Raw genomic sequence first — 18,538 nt, forward strand, 5'->3', positions numbered from 1 at the left:
AGTTACTTGTTTTTTTGTTCATCCTGCCATTTTGCATAGCGCTCTGCCAGGTGCTTGTAAGCGTTTTCACTCATAATAATCCCATTGTCCACGATCACTCCGATTGCCAATGCGATACCTGTGAGCGACATGATATTGGAGGAAATGCCGAATGCATTCAATAGAATGAAGCTCCCAGCCAGGGTAATCGGGATCTGTATAATGATGCTCAATGCACTGCGCCAGTGAAACAGGAAAATGATCACTACAACAGATACCACCATCATCTCCTCAATAAGTGTATGTTTAATTGAATCAACCGATTCCTTAATCAACTCGCCTCTGTCGTAGACTATATCGAACTTTACACCGTCAGGAAAGCCTTTGGCGACCTCCTTCATCTTGGCTTTCACCTTATCAATTACAGCATCCGCATTCTCGCCATAACGCATCACTACAATACCACCAACACGCTCACCTTGTCCGTTCTGGTCAAAAATCCCAAGCCGTGTTTCGCCGGTCATTTGAACAGCTGCAACATCTGCCACTCGTATTGGAATACTATTCTGAGTTTTGATGGTAATATTTTCTATTTCTGAGACCGATTTCAAATAACCGGAAGTTTTGATAATGTAGCCGATGTCACTCAACTCAAACTTACGTCCACCTGATTCATTGTTATTGGTACGGATGGCGGTAATCACTTCTGCGATGGATAAGCGATAATAAAGTAGCTTGTTAGGATCAACAGTAATCTGATACTGTTTTTGAAAACCACCGAAAGAGGCGATCTCACTTACTCCATCCACATTCTGCAAGGCAAACTTGACGTACCAGTCCTGCAAGGCCCGTTGTTCTCCCAGATCCATACCAGGAGCGTCCAATGTGTACCATAATATGTGTCCCACGCCGGTTCCATCGGGCCCCAGCTGCGGAGTTACTCCGGTTGGCAGAGTTCTGGAGATGGTGCTGAGCCTTTCCAGGACCCTTTCCCGAGCCCAATAAATATCTACATTATCGTTAAAGATTACGTAGATGAAGCTCATTCCAAACATAGAGGTACCCCGCACATATTTAATACGCGGGAGGCCCTGAAGGTTGGTGACCAGCGGATAGGTAACCTGATCCTCTATAAGCTGTGGTCCCCGGCCCATCCATTCTGTAAATACAATCACCTGGTTTTCGGACAAATCCGGTATAGCATCAATAGGATTCTTCTTTACTGCATATACCCCCAAGGCAAACAAAGCTGCTGCCATTACCAGTACGATGAACCTGTTTCGTAATGACCATTCAATAATACGATGTACCATATCTGTGCTTTTCTAAAGGCAGCAGCGCCTTCTGTCGCCACTGCTGCCTGAAATATTTAATTTGAATGCCTGTTATCTGTGGTGATCATGGGTAGGAGCTATTGCTCCGCCGTTGCGATCATATCGACAGCAACCTGGCAGTTTGGCGTATATGGAATCAGAGGCTTTCTCTTTTTCCGTATCATGGCCGGCTCCGGCAACCTTCTTCTGAATGGCATCATTGCTGATCTTTGTGGGATCATAGGAAACAGTCATTACTTTTGTATCCACATTCCAGTCTGCTTTAGTGATACCATCAGCCACTACCGCTTTTTCAATTCTTTTCTTGCACATATTACAATTGCCATACACCTTGAAAGTTTCTGTCTTCACAGTTTGTGCGAATACTTTGGAAGCACCCAAGAAGGTGATCATTAGTACCAGGAGAGAGAATATCTTTTTCATTTTAAAAGTGTTTTATCGAATTACTGATTAATTACAATTCCATTAGGCTTTTTGCCCACAGTTATATCTTTGATTTTGTGTGATCTGTTGTATTTATAATAGATACACCTGCTGCTAACTGGTTGGTAACATAAGCGACACTACCATCGCTGGAGAAAACAACCGCATGGGCACCCGCGCCTGTGTTGAAAACACTACCATGCATCCACTGTTGAGAAGTGCATATCCCCTTACCGTTTGGAGAAAAATCAGCGTTATGATTTATGGCAGGTACCTCCATGCCTTTGATGATATTGCCTTTCCGGCCATCAACTACCAGTACTTTCCCTTTCATCGCACCCAAGTTCCCGGAGTGGCGAGCGCTGAGATCTACGCCTGGCAAGCCGATAGATAGCAGGTGTGTTCCTGAATAATGATAAATGTGATGTGGACACATTGGCATAGCATTACCGGAGCTCATCAGCTCAATAGAGTCGGTTACCGTATTGATATTTATAACAGATATAGTATTGCACTCACCATTCACTACATATGCAGGGGGGTAGGTTATATTCCTTTCAGCCATACCCATATTATCCATTTTGTGTTTTCTGCATGAAACAGCCAATGCGGCTATAAGTAGTATAACGGCAGACGTAGCAAACGCATAACGTTGGCTCAATTTCATAAACTGGCCAGTTTAATTAACCAAAAGAATCAAATAATTATTATCGGGGAGAACTAAGCGAGTACGTGTAACATGGTTGCGGGAAATAGCAACACTCGCCGGAAAGATACGTGGAATCAGATACGGAAGATACTATTTAAAATATGTGGCGGCACCTTACTGCTTCGCGGCGGTGCATTACTAATGGGGTATTCTACAGCCAATGAATAGGCACACCTCCATGGAAATTTGAAGAGTGAAATAGGGGAAATTACGGTATCTAACTGGATGAATTGAAAAGCATTTTCAGCGGCTTTCTGGTCTTTTTCCAGCTTCACTATTTTATGTGCATCTTTACAGCACTTTTTAGAGCATACCTTACTTGCAACAGCCACACATTTGCTGCATTTCTTATTTTCGACATGCCATAATTTTACGTCCACCAGCTTTCCCATGCAGTAATGCATATGCAATGTAGCTCCTGTAGAAGAAAATACATATAGAAAAGCTAATATGAGTGAAACGATTTTTTTCATCCAAGTCAAAAATATAACTAATTCTTCAAATAACAGTCATATAATTTCACCGAGCTAATATATTACCGGAAGGCATATCATAATATTACAAATAGGGATATATTTAGAGCTAGATTATAAAGATGTCAACTGGAGGAAAATGGTCTACGAACTGAGGTATGACTTACATTTAGCCACTTAGTTGATATAACTTTTCTTCCTGTCAAAATACAAAGTAGAGAATGGCATCATTTTGTGGAAATTCCAATAATCTTGTTTCGATTGGGAAAAAGAGTGCAGAAACAAATGAAAACTGTGTGAACACTCAAAAGCTCCTTTACTACGATGAAAAGGTGTGGTGACAACACAAGATATCATCTTATTGTTAAGATCTGTTCTCAAATTGACATTGAGATCAATCCGAAATATCATGGACGATATTCTTGCAAAACAGCCCCCAAATTATAAAAAACTGAAGAAATTACTATTTATTCGAATCTGACCAAATAGAGTTAATACATTTTTTTATATTGGTACTATTACTTTCGCCATTTCTTCAATCGTTTCTTTAACACTCATATAAAGCTTCCTTTTTTCCAACTTTTCTAAAACCCCCGAAGTATCTTCCTCCAGTTTTTCTTCATCAACTTCAATATAAACCTTCGCTGATCTTATGTCCGCATGCCCTAATAGCTTTTGAAGTGTTTCGAGAGGAACACCATTCTTTAAACAAACAGTAGTAGCGAAGGTGTGTCTGGCTGGATATTTCGCACATACTATGCCACTGTTTCGCTTAATTCCATTTCCCAACTATTCGAAAAATTCGAGTAGTTCAAAAACAAATGTTTCAACTATTAATAGCTATCAGTATAAGGTGCTGATTTTACTACTAATTTCGAATTATAGTCCTTTCTGAATTCACGATCAATTGTTTGTATCTGTGTTGAAGCCAGTGGGCTCCTGGTACAAATTATATAACAAGTTCGCTCCTGTTTTTTATTTTTTGAACCTAATTTGGTTATAGTCTGCTTTAATTGCTTAACGGCATGCAGCAAATCCTGCCCCTTCAATTCTATAAAAAATTCAATACCCTTTGCTAAATGCAGATAATCACATCTAAGCCCTTCAGTAATTTCACAACCGTCTACATGAATTTTAATAGATTCTACCTCATCAATATTCTTTAAAATGAGTTTACTCTTTTGTTCTTCAAACGTGAAAATCTTATTCGTTGATGTTAACCTACAATTTTTCATCAAAACTCAATATCTAAAAGTTTTCCAAATTTTATTGCTATATCGTTTGAAATGTTATCTAACACTGTTTGTTTAATGAGGTTAGTTTCAGGATCTACAAGATTTTCCATTTTACCATTACTTATAGAATATGCTGTTAATAACCCTGGTAGAAGTTGCTCTTCTTCAGGAACGATTTTCGATATCTGCTTCGCCTTTTCAGGTTTTATTTCACTCAACCTTCCGGCCTCTAACAAGTTATTAAATGATGATAACAGGTATGGACTATGCGTAGTTACAAATATTTTAAAGTTGAGGTCTTCATAATTAAACACCCTTGCAAGAAGGCGTACAAATGCATTTTGAGCATCGGGAAATAAATGGGCTTCCGGCTCCTCGATATAGATTATCGTCCTTTCAACCGCGTCTATATTATAGCTTAATACACGCAAAAGTACAACCAGTGGCAACGTCTCCTGTTGACCGGATGAAGCTTTTGATAATGGTATTTTTCGCTTATCTGCATGCACCAAATAGTCCTCATCTTTTTCTACTATATAATCTCCATTTAATATCTCTGAAATGAGTTTATCAACAGCTATATCTTCATTTTCTATTAACCCGTCCTTATACCATTTCTTCAGCTGTTCATAATCAGCCCCAAACCCAATAAGGAAAGGGTCAAAAGATTGTTTATTATCACTAATGATGGTAAATATATTCGCAGAAATATTTGCAAAGAAGCTCCTGCCTGCCGGGATAAAATACTGGATTATATCCAACTCATCCCCTATTTCATTCGAAACTAAATGTCGGATGTTTCGTCTGCTTTGTTGCCGCCTCTTTAAAGGGTTCAAACTGGTTAGATCTTCTAATTTCAAAAAATCTAAATGCTGTTTTCTGATCTTAGCAATCGCCTTCTTTAATTTATCTGAATAGTCAAATTTTATCTGATTATCCAGTCTTTCTACATACAGATGAAACTCATTAAAATAATAATCAATCCTAAATTGCCCTTCAGGCCACGTATTTCTGGGAAAAAATTGATAGAACTTATCCTTTTGATTACTATCCAGGTCTTTCTTCGTACCACCCAACAATAGATTACCAACCAGTTCCTGAAAGAAACTCACGAAAAAATAATGCAGCTTCACCGTCACACTCTTCCCACTTCCTTGTGGACCAATAAGAATATTAATAGACTTAAACTCAAAGTCCATCTCCTTAATCCCCGCAAAATTTTGAATACTAATCTTTTCCATACGTCCGGATTATAACAAACCAAATATACCAAAAACAAAAAAGGAGACCAGTTACCTGATCTCCTTTTTTCCGGTTTTTTGTCGGGGCGGCAAGATTCGAACTTGCGACCTCCTGCTCCCAAAGCAGGCGCGATAACCGGCCTACGCTACGCCCCGAAATCCCTTCAACTTCTCTTCCTCACTACCATTCTTCGTCGTTGGGGATGCAAAGATAGGAATTGTTCCATTCATTCCAAATAATTCTTAAAAAAATCTCAAAAAAGTTTCTCCGACCCTCTTCCCAAGAGGAAAATCTACCATTTGTTCCACCCTTCTATATTATTTCTTCGACCATTTCATAAGCCTTGTTCGAATATCCGATACTCATTCTTCGACGCTTGTTCGACACTAGTTCGACGCTTGTTCGAATACCCGCCTTTCCCTAAAAATTTATATTTTTACCCTAATCCTATGAAAATGATTGTCAAAATATCCCTTCGCCAACTATTCCTTGCGGCCTGTCTCCTGACAGCCCTCACCACTTTTGCACAAAAAGCACCTAAACCAGCAGCCATCCACCTCAACCAAAGGGAGATCCGCTTTGATGATAACTGGCTCTTCTCAAAAGACTCCCTGAAAAACGACTTCCGTATTGTTCAGCTACCGCACGACTGGAGTATTGAAGACCTCCCTGGCCAAAATGACAGCACCATCATCGGGCCTTTTTACAAATACAGCCCGCTAAAAGAACAAGGCGCCTATACACTCGGCGGTACCGCCTGGTACCAAAAATCCTTTACCCTTCCCGAGTTACAGGGCCACCTCCTCCATATCCGCTTTGATGGCGTCTACATGAACAGCGATGTCTGGATCAATGGACATCACCTGGGCAATCACCCCTATGGCTATACTCCTTTCACCTATAACCTGACCCCCTATCTTTTACCCGCAGGCAAACCCAACACCATTACCGTAAAGGTTAAAAATGAAGGGCTTACATCCCGCTGGTATACAGGTTCCGGCATCTACCGCCATGTATTCCTGGTCAATTTGCCAGCAGAACACCTGGATGTGGATAACATAGCGATCACTTCAAAATTTGATGCTACCAATGCAACCGTATGTGTCAACACCGCCATTCCGAAGGATACAAAACTCCATATTCGCCTGCTGGACGCCAGCAATATCGTCATTGCTGAATCTGACTCTGAACCCAACAAAAACACCGAAACTAACAACAGCACCACCACCCTCACCATCCCCAACCCCCAACTCTGGTCTCCCGACCTCCCATACCGCTACAAAACCGAAATCAGCCTCATTAAAAACAACACCACCCTCGACCAACTCATTATACCAACCGGCATCCGTGAGATCAAAATCGACCCTAAAACCGGCCTCCTCATAAACGGTATCCACACCCTCCTCAAAGGTGCCAACATCCACCACGACAACGGCCTCCTCGGCGCCGCCGCCTTCGACCGAGCCGAAGAACGAAAAATCATCCTCCTGAAACAAAACGGCTTCAACGCCATCCGCACCGCCCACAACCCTCCCTCTCCCAAATTCCTCGAAGTCTGTGACAGCCTCGGCATGCTCGTCATCGACGAAGCCTTCGACGTCTGGCAACAAGAAAAAACCCCTGCCGACTATTCCCGTTTCTTCCCCAACCACCACACCTCAGACCTCGCATCCATGGTGCGCCGTGACAGAAACCACCCCTCCGTTATTATCTGGAGCATCGGTAACGAAATCCCTGAAAGAATAGAATTCAGAGGTACCCTTGCCGCCCAGGACCTTATTGCCACCATCAAAAGTTTAGATACCACCCGCCCTATCACCGCCGCCTTCAACAATTTCCGCCCCGGTACCACCGATAAATGGGAAGACGCCGACGAAGCCCTTGCACTCCTGGACATAGCAGGATATAACTACATGTGGGATTATTACTACCTGGATAAAAAACGGGTAAAAGACAGGATCATGGTAGGCACCGCTACCAGTGCACAAAACTTACAACACGCCTGGAATCACGTCGAAGGACTGAACTTCATTATCGGAGACTTCGTATGGTCTGGCATGGATTACCTCGGAGAAGCAGGTATCGGCCATTCTATCTATGCCGAAAAAGATAGCCTGCGCCTTTCCTGGCCATGGTTCAACGCCTGGTGCGGTGATCTCGACATTACCGGTGAGAAGAAACCACAATCCTATTACAGGGATATAATTTGGAGAAGAAGCCCGATCGAAATACTGGTACATACTCCGGATACTGTCAATGAAAAAACCAGTTTCTGGGGATGGCCGGATGAATTGCCCCGCTGGTCATATCCCGGTCACCTGAAAAAACCAATGAAAGTAAGGGTGTTTACAAGAGCTAAATATGTGAAACTGGAACAGAACGGAGAAGTGTTGGCTACCAAAGAAACCGGTCAGGATCTGAGTGCAACTTTCGAAGTACTCGTGAAACCAGGAACGATCGTTGCTAATGCCTTAGACAGAAATAAGCAACCAGTAGGAGTGAAGTTCCTGGTATCTACCTCAGAACCCGCAGCAATTGTGTTACGCGCAGATACCAATGTAATCAAAGCCGATGCTGAATCACTGTCATATATAAACGTAGAGGTGATGGATAAGGAAGGAAATGTAGTACCTTATGCTGACCTGCCACTACAAATTAAAATCTCAGGACCCGCTACGCTGGCAGGAGCGGGGAGCGGAGCACCCAATCGCATGGCCAGTTTCCAACAATTAAAACTTACCACTTTCAGGGGAAAAGGCTTGATTATTCTAAGAAATAATGGTCATTCGGGAAAAATAAAAGTGGAAGTAAGCGGAGATCAGCTAAAAACAGGAAGGATCACTGTAAAAGCAAAATAAACGCTCTTAAAAGCAACACTAAATAAACAGGCAGCTGGCAATAAGCAATCGGCCAATTCAAAACTCACCACCCAATCCTTATTGCCAGCTCCCTACCTCAACCCCTTAATGCAACACAATCGCATCATCCCCATCATGCAGTACGATCGGATGCTTGATCCTCCTTCTACCCACCGCTAACAACACCACCGACATCACCGCCGTTCCTGCCATTATCATCGCCATCGGCAATGCCGTATGACTATCAAATAAACTCACACCCACTGACGCCAAAGCCCCAACACCCATCTGCGTTGCTCCCATCAATGCCGCCGCACTACCCGCATGCTTCTTAAATGGCGCTATCGATAACGCCGATGTATTCGGATTCGCAAAACCCACACAACTCAAAAACACAAACAATATCACAATCACCGCCGGCAATTGATACCATCCCTGGTATTCCCCCACCACAAACAATATCCCCGTCAATGCCTGCGCGATCACCGCCACCCGCACCACCTGGTCACTCCTGTAACGACGCAATACCCAGCTATTCACCTGGCTAGACCCGATCAATCCCACCGACAAACCCGCAAAGATCCACCCATACACCGTCTTATCCAGGTGAAAGATCTCCATAAACACCATCGGCGATCCCGATACATAAGCGAACAATCCCGCAAATGCAAATGACCCCGTCAATGTATAAGTATAAAACTGCGGCTCCTTTACTACCGCCACAAAATTGCTAATGATCGGCCCCGGCTTTAATGACATATTCACATCCGGCTCATAACTCTCCGGCAATGAAAACTTACTCGCCAATAATATCAACAGGCCTAATCCGCCTAATATAACGAACACTGCATGCCATCCCAATGCCAGCGTTACATATCCACCCACTGTAGGTGCAATCATAGGAGAAGCCCCAACTACCAGCATCAGCAAAGCAAATACACGGGCATTATCCTGCACGGGGAATAAATCCCTTACCATCGCAATCGCGGCTACCGTAGCCGCACAACTCCCTATCGCCTGGAAGAAACGTAAGATCACCAATCCCTGCAAACTATGCACCATCGCACAACCTCCCGATGCCAGTATATACAAACACAAACCTATATACAAAGGCCTCTTACGACCGAAACGATCTAAAAGAGGGCCATATAATAATTGCCCTGCAGAAATACCAATGAAATAACTGGATAAAGAAAGGCCGACTTCTGCCGTAGTTACTCCCAGGTCTTTTGCAATAGCATCAAAACCGGGTAGATACATGTCAATAGAAAAAGGACCTAATGCTGTCAGTGCACCTAAAATAAAAATAAGAAGGGATTTCCCGCGCGACGAGGATTCCAATGTTTGCATAGCTCGTAATTAAATCGCGAAATTAACCTGCTTTCAATGAAAAACAGCCTTCGCCATATTACTATCAATAAAAAAAGCTTCTGCAAAATCGCAAAAGCTTTTTTTAAAAAACGGATCTATAAATTCATTTCAAAATTATCTTCTTTCAAAAGACGACTCCTTCCAAAACCTAATTCTCAGAAAAACTATTTTCTCCCAAAAGACTCTTCCCCGAAACCATTCCTCCCACAACCTAATATCCCGAAAACTATCCTCTCTCAAAAGCCTTCCAAAACCTAATTCCCAACTCATCACTTAAAAAATCCCCCCGCCGTCGTCATCTTCTCCACCCAGATCCCACATCCCTTCGGCAACACAAACTCACTCAAACCCACTCTATTCCTCCCCGGATTCCAATCATACGTATACCCCATCCGCGTCCATGGATAATGCGCCGCCCCAGCCGGCAATGGCTGAAAATAAGAAGATATAATATACCCATTAAACCAGGCCTTATACTCATCCGTCACACCCACTGACAATACCGGACTAGCATGCGTTGTCGTTACATCCGGATTCCCCGCCGGCCGATACAATTTATTTACCGGTACCCATACCTGCGCTATATACTTATTCCCATTCACAGGCGGCAATCCCAACATCTGACTAACCCCCAACAATGTATCCGATGTCGCACTAAACTGGTTCCCCAACCTGTACTTCATCTGCCTGGGAATAAAAAGCCACATCTCCCCCCAGCTATTATTAATTGAATCTCCCGGAGGAAAACTATTCGGATACTTCATAAATGTACCCATCAGCACATACTGCTGCCCCTTAATCGTCTTCCATTGTAATACAGGATTAGCGGCTACTATCGCCTGCAAAGTATCTATCGTTTTAGTCGTGTCTGCAATCATCGCCTGGTTAATGGACCTGTTATACACTTTGTCCAAAGGTTCATTGCTACCATACCCATTCTGAGTGGTTTTACAAGCTACCGCCAGTACCGCGATCAGCATCAAATTGCGAAAGGTCTTCATATTGGGGTGTAATTTAGTCAAAGTTAACATCACCAGATGTGATATTGTTCAACCTGCCACATTTAAATGTAGGCCAATCTGTTACATTAAAATTTATTAATTTCAGGTACAAACCAAAACACCACAAATCATGGGAAAATTTGTTATCTCTAAAACCAAAAATGGCGAGTTCCATTTTAACCTCAAAGCTGGTAACGGCGAAATCATCCTCACCAGCGAAACCTACACACAAAAAATCAACTGCGAACATGGGATTGAATCAGTTAGAACCAATGCACCCAACGATGCACATTATGACAGGAAAGTAGCCACCAATGGAAAACACTATTTCAACCTGAAAGCCACAAACGGCCAGGTGATAGGCAGCAGTGAAATGTACGAATCAAAACAAGGTATGGAAACAGGAATCACTGCTGTAAAAAACAATGCCCCAACAGCCTCCGTAGAAGAAAAGCTGTAAAACACGACTTTTCAAAAAACAACTAAAATTCAGGAAAGACGAATTTCACCAACGGGAATGAAAACCATTTTCACAGAAAAGGCTGCCCACCAAAGACAGCCTTTTAAAAATCTATCCTAAAAATTGCAGAGAAATGTAGTACTCATTTCATAAATAGAATTGATAATCAATACTTAAGCAGTAATTATGAAATAAGTTCCAGCAACTTCAACAAGATAATTGCAAATAAAACCCCAACTCTAATGAACCCCTTTACAAAAAACACAGCAAAAGCAATTCCTTAAAGCCGGAATAAAATCTCCTATTCCAAATACTTCAATATCGCAATCATATCCTCATCCCCCAATCCTTCCTTCACCGCCCCATTCAGCACCTCACTCAGCGTCACCCCCGCCGGCGTATCCAATCCCTGCTCCCTTGCCAACCTGATATCCTTCGCCAATAACTTCAACGCAAACGCTGCCGCATAATTCCCATTCACAATCCCCGCCGTCTTCACCTTCGTTATCCCACTCCCCACCGCACTTTCATTGATCAACGGCAACAACTGATCCGGCCCAATCCCATGCTTCCGGGCAAATATCACCGCCTCAGCCAGCCCCTGCACCGTTATCCCCAAAAACGCATTGATCGCCAGCTTCGCATAATTCCCAGCTCCACTGGGCCCCAACAAGGTCGCCGATTTACCCAAACTATCAAACACCGGCTTCGCCCGCTCAAAATCCGCCTGCTGACCACCCACTAATATCACCAGCTGCTTATCCTCCGCAGGTTTCACACTACCCGATACCGGCGCATCCAGGTAAGCAATCCCCTTTTCCCCCACACGTGCCGCCATCGCCTTCGTCGTATCCGGCGATACCGTACTCATATCAATCGCCAGCAAACCCGCAGGTATCGGTGCCGCCAAAAACTGCCCCCAGATCTCCTGCAATGCCGCATCATCCGATACCATCGTAATGACACAATCCACCCCCGTCACCAGTTCCGCAGGTGTACCAGCTACCTTTACCCCTGTCTCCTTCGCAAATTCATCAGCTTTGGCTACCGTACGGTTATATACCGTCACCTCAAAGCCTGCCTTTACCAGGTTCCTGACCATAGGTCTCCCCATGTTGCCCAGTCCTGCCCATCCTATTTTCATAAATCCAGTTTAAAAAGAAAATGCCGCAAGTTACTGCGGCATCAGCTTATTGTGCAATTTTTAATTCGGAAGAATTTTCTGCATGTAATGAGATCACATTCCCTCTATACTGCTGATATAAACCAGTCAGTTCATCCATCACCGCATCTTTTGTATGATTATAGCAGTCCAGGTCACCCTCCTTTGCCTTCTCCAGCGTAAAATAATGCTGCCTTACACTCCTGAATGCCCGCAATAAAGTCAACGAAACCTGGGGATCCTTTCCCTGGCGAAGATTGGCAATATGCCTTGTAGTGAGCGTCGAAGCAGCATCCATCAATAGCATCCGCAATTCGAAACAACTGTTCGTATCACGATAATGCTCTGCCGCTATTCGCTCTTTTATCTGCTGTAACTCAATCATAGTACATATGTGTAAAAATCAAAATTAATCAATTTTCAAACCAACACCACCCAGGTAGGATATTAACACAATTTATGTACCAGGCTATTAAATAAAGATAAAATATTATAAGATAGGGGAGGAGGATTTCCACATTCTGAGGGCAAAAAAAACGCCCTTGCCAAAAAGCAAAAGCGTTTTCATATCTGTAACGATTGAATTTTATTTCAGGTAAGACCGCAGGAACCAGGCCCACTCCTCATGCTCCTTCAATACACCAGTCAGGAAATCTGCTGAACCCGTATCCTTATACTCATCCTCCACCTTCTCAATATTCGCACGCACCCCACGAATGATCGTCTCATGGTCATCCAGCAAATTCTTAATCTGCGTCAGCTGATCATTCGTATACTCCCCTTCCTGCAGGTTAGTCAGTTTCAAATAATCCGCCAGCCGGCCTTCCGCATAATGCCCGATCTTACGCACACGCTCCGCTATTCCATCAATCGTTTCTGCTAACTCCGTGTACAATCTTTCATACAACTTATGCAGCTCCATAAAACTTGGACTTTCTATATTCCAGTGGTAATTGCGGGTCTTCGCAAATAACACCTGTTCATCTGCCAGTAATTGATTTAAAATAAGGGCAACAGCCTGTGTGTTTTTTTCGCTGATTCCAATATTAGCTTTCATATCAAAATTGTTTATATTTTATTGAATCTTCAGTTTATCCAGCATTTCAGTTGTCAAAGGATCCGCCGATGGCCCATAACCCGCTACCAATATCCCTTTTAAACCATTCTTACCCGCAATCGCATATACCGCGGCTTCATCCGAAGGATCGGAATCTCCTTCATACCTATACACATCCACGATACTAAAATCATTCACATGGATCCTCTCCTGATGTGAAATGATATAATTTTCCTCCAGATTAAAGTCAATGGTAAAACCTCTTTTCCTCAAAGCGGCGATGGCATTGGAAACAGTATCGTAATGCAATTGGTGTTCCATAAATTACATATTTAAGAAAGTGTGTCTACATTCTTTCGCAGGAACAGGGTATACTTTTTTCAAACAGTATGCTATATTAAGCATTTTTGTCCAAACACAGAAGGCCACCCTCTGATAGCCAATTGTATGCCAGCTCCACTGTATCAATAAAGGAAGGAATGAACATATTTTCAATCAAACAAAGCTAAGTCGCTTATCACCTGCTGTCAATTGATAAAACATATTATCTGTTGTACTTTTCGTGGTTCTCCCTAATTGCTTATCTTTAGTTAGCACCCCACCAATAAATTCATCTTTTATTTTTTATTAAACTAAACCCCCTTAGATGGAAACACCTTACATCGACCTCCATTGCCATCCCGCAATGAAACCCTATGGCAAAAGCTTCAGCCTTTCGCCCACCCGCACCAACAGCCCCGATCCTTCAAAACCTAATAGCCTCTGGTATTATGACCCACCATCACTTACAGACAAGTTGCTTAACTACATCGGTGGTCTTACCAAATTCTCACAGGCCAATGCCACTGCCCTTACCTATGGCAATGTCCACATCGTATGCCCATCATTGTATCCAATGGAAAAATGGTTTGTGAATAACAAGCTTGGTACCGGTGACGTCTCCGATGTACTCAATGATTTTGCACTCGGCATCGGCAAAGAACGGATCAACTTTATTCAGCAGATCACCGATTACTACACCGATCTGAAAGATGAATACAATTTCTATCGCCAATTGCACAACACGATCATCAAAGGCAAATACCGCTACGTACTCGTTAAAAACTACACCGAAATCGAATACTGGCAATCCCTCAATGATGGCATCACCACCATTTGTTTCCTGCTCACCATCGAAGGTCTGCACGCACTCAATACCGGCTTAGAAACCGATCCCAATCCTGATGAAGTACTCACCCATGCAAGAGAATTAAAGCAATGGGAATTCAAACCCTTCTTTGTCACCTTCGCACATCATTTCTGGAATCATCTCTGCGGGCACGCCAAAAGCCTCAGTGGTCTCGTTGCCGATGCCACCGACCAAAGCAAAGGAATCAATACAGGATTTACCGATCTTGGCAAACAAGTGCTGGAAATTCTACTGGACAACACCGACAATAAACGCATCCTCATCGACATCAAACATATGAGTGCACTGGCCCGCAGTGAGTACATCGATTATATAAAAGGTAAAAACATCCCCCTCATCATGAGCCACGCCGCTGCCAATGGCCTGCGCTCAAGAACCGAACCCGTAGTCGATATCCTGGAAACCGGTTACAAACTACTTCAGGAAGACATCAATTTCTACGACGAAGAAATTCTCTTTCTCGCACAATCCAACGGTATCATGGGTTTACAACTCGATGAACGCCGAATAGCCAGCGCAGCTACCTTACACGACACACCGCATTCCCTGTTCAGAAATAAGATCATGCACTATCGCTCCGCACTACTCTGGAACCAGGTCCAGCACATTGCAGAACTGCTCAATACACATGGCCTGTTCGCATGGAATAATATCGCAATCGGCAGCGACTTCGACGGCATCATCGATCCCTTAAATGCATTCTGGACAGCAGAAGAAATGCCTTTTCTCGCTGATTACTTAGAAAGACATGCATATAATTATATGCAGGGAAGGGGAAAGACAGTATTACAATCCTATAACCAGATCTCACCACATGAAATTATCACCCGCATTTTTTCAGATAATGCACTGCGATTTATAAAGACTTATTTTATATAAAACCGCACTTAGACCGGTTAAGAAACACAAAGTTTAATCTTAACCGGTCAATTTTTTTTAGTGTAAAAAAGACCTTTCCATTCACCGCAACAAATCCATTCTTCACCGACAATACCCGCTTCCAATCACGATTCTAAGATACATTTACAACTACGACCAACACAAATATTTAATTAAACATCGTGCCATGGAAAGAAAAATCTTCTTGAAAAACACCCTCGCTGCTTTAGGTTTAGCAGCCGTTGCCCCACTGGCAGTATCGTCGTGTGGAAAAGACACCGATACCACCACCAGTACTACAGACAGTGCTACTACAGACAGCACTACCACCGGAAGCGCTGCTGCTTCCTCCTGCACCGTTACCGCTACCGAAACAGCAGGACCATACCCTACCAAAACCCCATCTTCCTACGTAAGAAGCAACATCGTAGATGGACAAGCGGGTGTACCACTTACGGTGAAGATCACCATCGCTAACACAAAGAACAGTTGTGCTGCACTCTCCGGCGCACTCGTTGACATCTGGCATTGCACCGCCGTTGGCTACTATTCAGAATATGTAGTAAATCCGGGTGGCGGTTATACCAGTGTTGATTACACCTCTTCCCACTTTCTCAGAGGCAGGCAAACTACTGACTCCAATGGTTTAGTTACTTTCACCACTATCTTCCCGGGCTGGTATTCAGGCAGAGCACCGCACATTCATGTGCATGTATATAACAGCAGTGGCACCTCACTGCTCATTACGCAGATCGCATTCCCTACTGATATTTGTAACACCGTATACACCACAGCTTCCGATTACAAAGCACACGGTAAACAGGATACTTCCAACACCTCAGACATGGTATTCAGTGATTCCCTGGCCAATGAACTCGCTACCGTAACAGGCAGCGTTTCCGCTGGCTATACACTGACACACACCGTCTACGTCGCCGCATAAATTCTTATTGGGCCTGACTAAAAAGTAAAATGAAGGCGCTGAGAATTACGTAAAAGCCATTTCGTCTCCATCACCCCCACCCGAGAGGGGGGACCCTTTTTAGTCAGCCCTTCATCCTAACAGTAACAATGAAAAGTATCCGCCTCATATATCGCAAACTCATCGACGCATCGAATACAAAACCCTGGGATCAGCTACTCTTCGAAGGCTCCTGGTATGAATACCTCTTACAGGCACAAACATTCAACCCGGAGAGAAAATATAACACCTTCGCCGAACTGATCGCCCATGTACCCAATGCCGACAGCTTACATTTTCTCGTCACACCCGCTATCATCGGCTACCTCAAACAACTCAACGGCATGGTACCCGATATCACCAACAGCATTGGAAAAACATTCCTGCCTTTTAAGAATTTCAAATTCGAAATTGTCAATTCTGATATCACCGACAAGCGCAAACACCAGGTAGCCGTGAACTTTATTTCTGAACCACTCAGCTGGCATGACACCATCGGGAATCAACTACTGGTAACCGTCAACAATGAACCGGGAAACGGGGAAACCCTCACAGAAATGTTCAGCTTACAACCATTCCTAAGTATTTATTCTATTCAATCATGATCCCACAGTCAAAAGGAAAGATATACCTGTCTGATGAACGTGGCTATAACGAAATGCCCTGGTTCCGGACTTACAATACATTCAACTTTGGCAGGTATTTCAATGAGCATAAACAAGCCTTTGGCGCACTCTATGTACTCAACGAAGATGTATTAGCAGGTGGCAAAGGTTTTCGTATGGAAGTAGAAACAGCAGCAGACATCCTCCTCTTACCAATAGTAGGCGCTATCACCTTCACGACTGATGCGGGGTATAATGGCTTACTGGAAGCCGGGCAGGTACAGGTTTTACACCTCACACCCGGCAATACCTTCGAAATACATAACCCATACGAAAATGAGCTGGTGAAGTTCCTGCAACTATGGATCAAAACACCCATAAGCAATTCAGCTTCATTGAGCACTTTCGATCTCAACCATAAAGATCTGCTGATCCCATTAATCAATACTGATACCTATACATTGTCTATCGGCAAGTTCAATGGAAGGGCAGCAACGACCTACACGTTAAAAGATAAAGGCAAAGGTGTATTTGTATTTAATATAGAAGGGGCTTTTGAAGTGCAGTACAGGTTGCTGCATAATGGCGATGGACTTGGGTTGTGGGAACTCGATGAAGTGGAGCTGGAAGCATTATCCAATGATGCTATCATCCTGCTGTTGGAAGTAGCCATATAAAAAAAAGCCCCGGGTAATCAGTCCGGGGCCGCATTTCGTCACTCTTCCAATTTACCATCTTTTATAAGGAGTTTCTTTTTTTCATACATAATTCCTGCCCTATAGCATTTAGAAGAATGTTATCACTAAGATAAAATATTGTTTATCACTAATTAGTGATGCGAATCAGCGTGCATTGTGATAGTCGTAAGTCACTAAAAAAATCTATCTCCAAATCCAAAGAAAATTACTTTGGTAGGACTAAACGGAATACTCTGATAGAGACAATATGCCATATGCCCAAGCACAACTCCTATACTCAATATCAATATAAACAACCCATGCCTGCGGGCATCTTTATCAAATTTATAAGCAATCGTACCATCAGGTAATTTCCTGTAAGCAGAAAGCAAATAAAGTCCTATTCCAGCCCCTCCTACTGTATTTAATACGGCGGCAATATATCCGCCCCATATGTAATCCACCTCAGGTACTTCGGTTTTTTTCAACTCCTGCAACCGATCCTCATGCATCTCCTTCAGCTCCGCATCACCCAGCGAAATCCCCCGCTCCGCCAGCAACTTCTTTGCAAGCGCATAATCAAACTCTCCCCACTCATCCTTTTTCTTCACCAGGTCCAGCAATTCCGCATTTGTAAAAGATAACAGGTAATAATCATCCTCCACTTCGAGTGTATTGAGGTCAATAGCTGCTTCCAGTAGTGCATTTGCAGCCAGGAATTGGTCCTGCGGAATTTTCACGAAGTAATGCTGAATATTCATTGCGCCTACAATCGGCGTATCAAATATAGCCTTACCCTCTTCCATAGTATTAGGGATGCCGTTTTTGGATAACAATTCCTGCATAGCTGCAGCCTCTTCGCGGGATTCAAAAATACGGTAAGTTATATACGGTGTCATAGTATGACAAAAATAACAATTTAT

General features: G+C 43.2%; 20 protein-coding genes and 1 tRNA gene. 6 read left to right on the plus strand and 15 right to left on the minus strand.

What is annotated here, in order from left to right; all coding sequences use genetic code 11:
- Positions 1-2: 2 nt before the first annotated feature.
- From U0033_RS18155 to U0033_RS18190, 8 genes are all read right to left on the minus strand, one after another.
- Positions 3-1,292: an efflux RND transporter permease subunit gene (locus U0033_RS18155; RefSeq protein ID WP_072364350.1), complete on the minus strand. Its 1,290-nt coding sequence runs from the start codon at positions 1,290-1,292 to the stop codon at positions 3-5.
- A 72-nt stretch (positions 1,293-1,364) separates the two neighbouring features.
- Positions 1,365-1,736: a heavy-metal-associated domain-containing protein gene (locus tag U0033_RS18160; protein WP_072364351.1), complete on the minus strand. Its 372-nt coding sequence runs from the start codon at positions 1,734-1,736 to the stop codon at positions 1,365-1,367.
- Between the two features lie 61 nt (positions 1,737-1,797).
- Positions 1,798-2,403: a YncE family protein gene (locus U0033_RS18165; protein WP_218164089.1), complete on the minus strand. Its 606-nt coding sequence runs from the start codon at positions 2,401-2,403 to the stop codon at positions 1,798-1,800.
- A 116-nt stretch (positions 2,404-2,519) separates the two neighbouring features.
- On the minus strand, positions 2,520-2,918 hold the full coding sequence (locus tag U0033_RS18170) for an HYC_CC_PP family protein (RefSeq protein ID WP_072364353.1): 399 nt from the start codon (positions 2,916-2,918) through the stop codon (positions 2,520-2,522).
- Between the two features lie 504 nt (positions 2,919-3,422).
- A complete protein-coding gene (locus tag U0033_RS18175) occupies positions 3,423-3,707 on the minus strand; it encodes a tyrosine-type recombinase/integrase (protein ID WP_072364354.1) in 285 nt (94 codons plus the stop codon).
- Positions 3,708-3,751: 44 nt separating this feature from the next.
- Positions 3,752-4,153, minus strand: coding sequence for a hypothetical protein (locus U0033_RS18180; RefSeq protein WP_072364355.1), 402 nt, complete (start codon positions 4,151-4,153; stop codon positions 3,752-3,754).
- Positions 4,153-5,394: an AAA family ATPase gene (locus U0033_RS18185; protein WP_072364356.1), complete on the minus strand. Its 1,242-nt coding sequence runs from the start codon at positions 5,392-5,394 to the stop codon at positions 4,153-4,155. The genes U0033_RS18180 and U0033_RS18185 overlap by 1 nt, the downstream gene beginning before the upstream one ends.
- Before the next feature lie 81 nt (positions 5,395-5,475).
- Positions 5,476-5,550 (minus strand) — tRNA-Pro (locus U0033_RS18190).
- Between the two features lie 294 nt (positions 5,551-5,844).
- Here U0033_RS18190 and U0033_RS18195 point away from each other — a divergent pair.
- Positions 5,845-8,253 carry a glycoside hydrolase family 2 TIM barrel-domain containing protein gene (locus U0033_RS18195; RefSeq protein ID WP_083571775.1) on the plus strand — a complete coding sequence of 803 codons (2,409 nt, stop codon included), beginning with the start codon at positions 5,845-5,847 and terminating at the stop codon, positions 8,251-8,253.
- 105 nt (positions 8,254-8,358) lie between these two features.
- Here the strand turns inward: U0033_RS18195 and U0033_RS18200 are convergent, their stop codons facing one another.
- Both U0033_RS18200 and U0033_RS18205 read right to left on the minus strand, forming a co-directional pair.
- A complete protein-coding gene (locus tag U0033_RS18200; RefSeq protein ID WP_072364357.1) occupies positions 8,359-9,603 on the minus strand; it encodes a multidrug effflux MFS transporter in 1,245 nt (414 codons plus the stop codon).
- 290 nt (positions 9,604-9,893) lie between these two features.
- The gene (locus U0033_RS18205; protein WP_072364358.1) at positions 9,894-10,625 is read right to left on the minus strand and encodes a hypothetical protein; all 732 of its coding nucleotides are present in this window, start codon (positions 10,623-10,625) and stop codon (positions 9,894-9,896) included.
- Between the two features lie 130 nt (positions 10,626-10,755).
- On the opposite strand from U0033_RS18205, the gene U0033_RS18210 reads away from it, so the two are divergent.
- A complete protein-coding gene (locus U0033_RS18210; RefSeq protein ID WP_072364359.1) occupies positions 10,756-11,085 on the plus strand; it encodes a YegP family protein in 330 nt (109 codons plus the stop codon).
- Positions 11,086-11,386: 301 nt separating this feature from the next.
- Here the strand turns inward: U0033_RS18210 and U0033_RS18215 are convergent, their stop codons facing one another.
- The 4 genes from U0033_RS18215 to U0033_RS18230 form a co-directional block, all read right to left on the minus strand.
- Entirely contained in the window at positions 11,387-12,229 is an 843-nt protein-coding gene (locus U0033_RS18215) for an NAD(P)-dependent oxidoreductase (protein ID WP_072364360.1), read from the minus strand.
- Between the two features lie 46 nt (positions 12,230-12,275).
- Entirely contained in the window at positions 12,276-12,632 is a 357-nt protein-coding gene (locus U0033_RS18220; RefSeq protein WP_072364361.1) for a hypothetical protein, read from the minus strand.
- Positions 12,633-12,833: 201 nt separating this feature from the next.
- Positions 12,834-13,304, minus strand: coding sequence for a Dps family protein (locus tag U0033_RS18225; protein ID WP_072364362.1), 471 nt, complete (start codon positions 13,302-13,304; stop codon positions 12,834-12,836).
- Between the two features lie 18 nt (positions 13,305-13,322).
- On the minus strand, positions 13,323-13,625 hold the full coding sequence (locus U0033_RS18230) for a hypothetical protein (RefSeq protein ID WP_072364363.1): 303 nt from the start codon (positions 13,623-13,625) through the stop codon (positions 13,323-13,325).
- 325 nt (positions 13,626-13,950) lie between these two features.
- Between U0033_RS18230 and U0033_RS18235 the strand changes: the two genes are divergently transcribed.
- The 4 genes from U0033_RS18235 to U0033_RS18250 all read left to right on the plus strand — a co-directional run bounded on the left by U0033_RS18235 (position 13,951) and on the right by U0033_RS18250 (position 17,615).
- A complete protein-coding gene (locus tag U0033_RS18235; protein ID WP_072364364.1) occupies positions 13,951-15,372 on the plus strand; it encodes a membrane dipeptidase in 1,422 nt (473 codons plus the stop codon).
- Positions 15,373-15,559: 187 nt separating this feature from the next.
- A complete protein-coding gene (locus U0033_RS18240) occupies positions 15,560-16,315 on the plus strand; it encodes a dioxygenase family protein (protein ID WP_072364365.1) in 756 nt (251 codons plus the stop codon).
- A 128-nt stretch (positions 16,316-16,443) separates the two neighbouring features.
- Positions 16,444-16,938, plus strand: a complete 495-nt coding sequence (locus U0033_RS18245; protein WP_072364366.1) for a hypothetical protein — start codon at positions 16,444-16,446, stop codon at positions 16,936-16,938.
- On the plus strand, positions 16,935-17,615 hold the full coding sequence (locus tag U0033_RS18250) for a pirin family protein (RefSeq protein WP_072364367.1): 681 nt from the start codon (positions 16,935-16,937) through the stop codon (positions 17,613-17,615). The genes U0033_RS18245 and U0033_RS18250 overlap by 4 nt, the downstream gene beginning before the upstream one ends.
- A gap of 194 nt (positions 17,616-17,809) precedes the next feature.
- Here the strand turns inward: U0033_RS18250 and U0033_RS18255 are convergent, their stop codons facing one another.
- Positions 17,810-18,514, minus strand: a complete 705-nt coding sequence (locus U0033_RS18255; RefSeq protein WP_072364368.1) for a hypothetical protein — start codon at positions 18,512-18,514, stop codon at positions 17,810-17,812.
- Positions 18,515-18,538 lie beyond the last annotated feature (24 nt).

The sequence above is a fragment of the Chitinophaga sancti genome, from assembly GCF_034424315.1.
Classification (GTDB): Bacteria; Bacteroidota; Bacteroidia; order Chitinophagales; family Chitinophagaceae; genus Chitinophaga; species Chitinophaga sancti.

Bases quoted from the DNA above. Each gene is read 5' to 3' on its own strand.
- U0033_RS18195 (WP_083571775.1), top strand. From the start codon at position 5,845: ATGAAAATGATTGTCAAAATATCCCTTCGCCAACTATTCCTTGCGGCC.
- U0033_RS18185 (WP_072364356.1), bottom strand. From the start codon at position 5,394: ATGGAAAAGATTAGTATTCAAAATTTTGCGGGGATTAAGGAGATGGAC.
- U0033_RS18235 (WP_072364364.1), top strand. From the start codon at position 13,951: ATGGAAACACCTTACATCGACCTCCATTGCCATCCCGCAATGAAACCC.
- U0033_RS18155 (WP_072364350.1), bottom strand. From the start codon at position 1,292: ATGGTACATCGTATTATTGAATGGTCATTACGAAACAGGTTCATCGTA.
- U0033_RS18205 (WP_072364358.1), bottom strand. From the start codon at position 10,625: ATGAAGACCTTTCGCAATTTGATGCTGATCGCGGTACTGGCGGTAGCT.
- U0033_RS18245 (WP_072364366.1), top strand. From the start codon at position 16,444: ATGAAAAGTATCCGCCTCATATATCGCAAACTCATCGACGCATCGAAT.
- U0033_RS18180 (WP_072364355.1), bottom strand. From the start codon at position 4,153: ATGAAAAATTGTAGGTTAACATCAACGAATAAGATTTTCACGTTTGAA.
- U0033_RS18250 (WP_072364367.1), top strand. From the start codon at position 16,935: ATGATCCCACAGTCAAAAGGAAAGATATACCTGTCTGATGAACGTGGC.
- U0033_RS18225 (WP_072364362.1), bottom strand. From the start codon at position 13,304: ATGAAAGCTAATATTGGAATCAGCGAAAAAAACACACAGGCTGTTGCC.
- U0033_RS18230 (WP_072364363.1), bottom strand. From the start codon at position 13,625: ATGGAACACCAATTGCATTACGATACTGTTTCCAATGCCATCGCCGCT.
- U0033_RS18240 (WP_072364365.1), top strand. From the start codon at position 15,560: ATGGAAAGAAAAATCTTCTTGAAAAACACCCTCGCTGCTTTAGGTTTA.
- U0033_RS18160 (WP_072364351.1), bottom strand. From the start codon at position 1,736: ATGAAAAAGATATTCTCTCTCCTGGTACTAATGATCACCTTCTTGGGT.
- U0033_RS18165 (WP_218164089.1), bottom strand. From the start codon at position 2,403: ATGAAATTGAGCCAACGTTATGCGTTTGCTACGTCTGCCGTTATACTA.
- U0033_RS18220 (WP_072364361.1), bottom strand. From the start codon at position 12,632: ATGATTGAGTTACAGCAGATAAAAGAGCGAATAGCGGCAGAGCATTAT.
- U0033_RS18215 (WP_072364360.1), bottom strand. From the start codon at position 12,229: ATGAAAATAGGATGGGCAGGACTGGGCAACATGGGGAGACCTATGGTC.
- U0033_RS18210 (WP_072364359.1), top strand. From the start codon at position 10,756: ATGGGAAAATTTGTTATCTCTAAAACCAAAAATGGCGAGTTCCATTTT.
- U0033_RS18255 (WP_072364368.1), bottom strand. From the start codon at position 18,514: ATGACACCGTATATAACTTACCGTATTTTTGAATCCCGCGAAGAGGCT.
- U0033_RS18170 (WP_072364353.1), bottom strand. From the start codon at position 2,918: ATGAAAAAAATCGTTTCACTCATATTAGCTTTTCTATATGTATTTTCT.
- U0033_RS18200 (WP_072364357.1), bottom strand. From the start codon at position 9,603: ATGCAAACATTGGAATCCTCGTCGCGCGGGAAATCCCTTCTTATTTTT.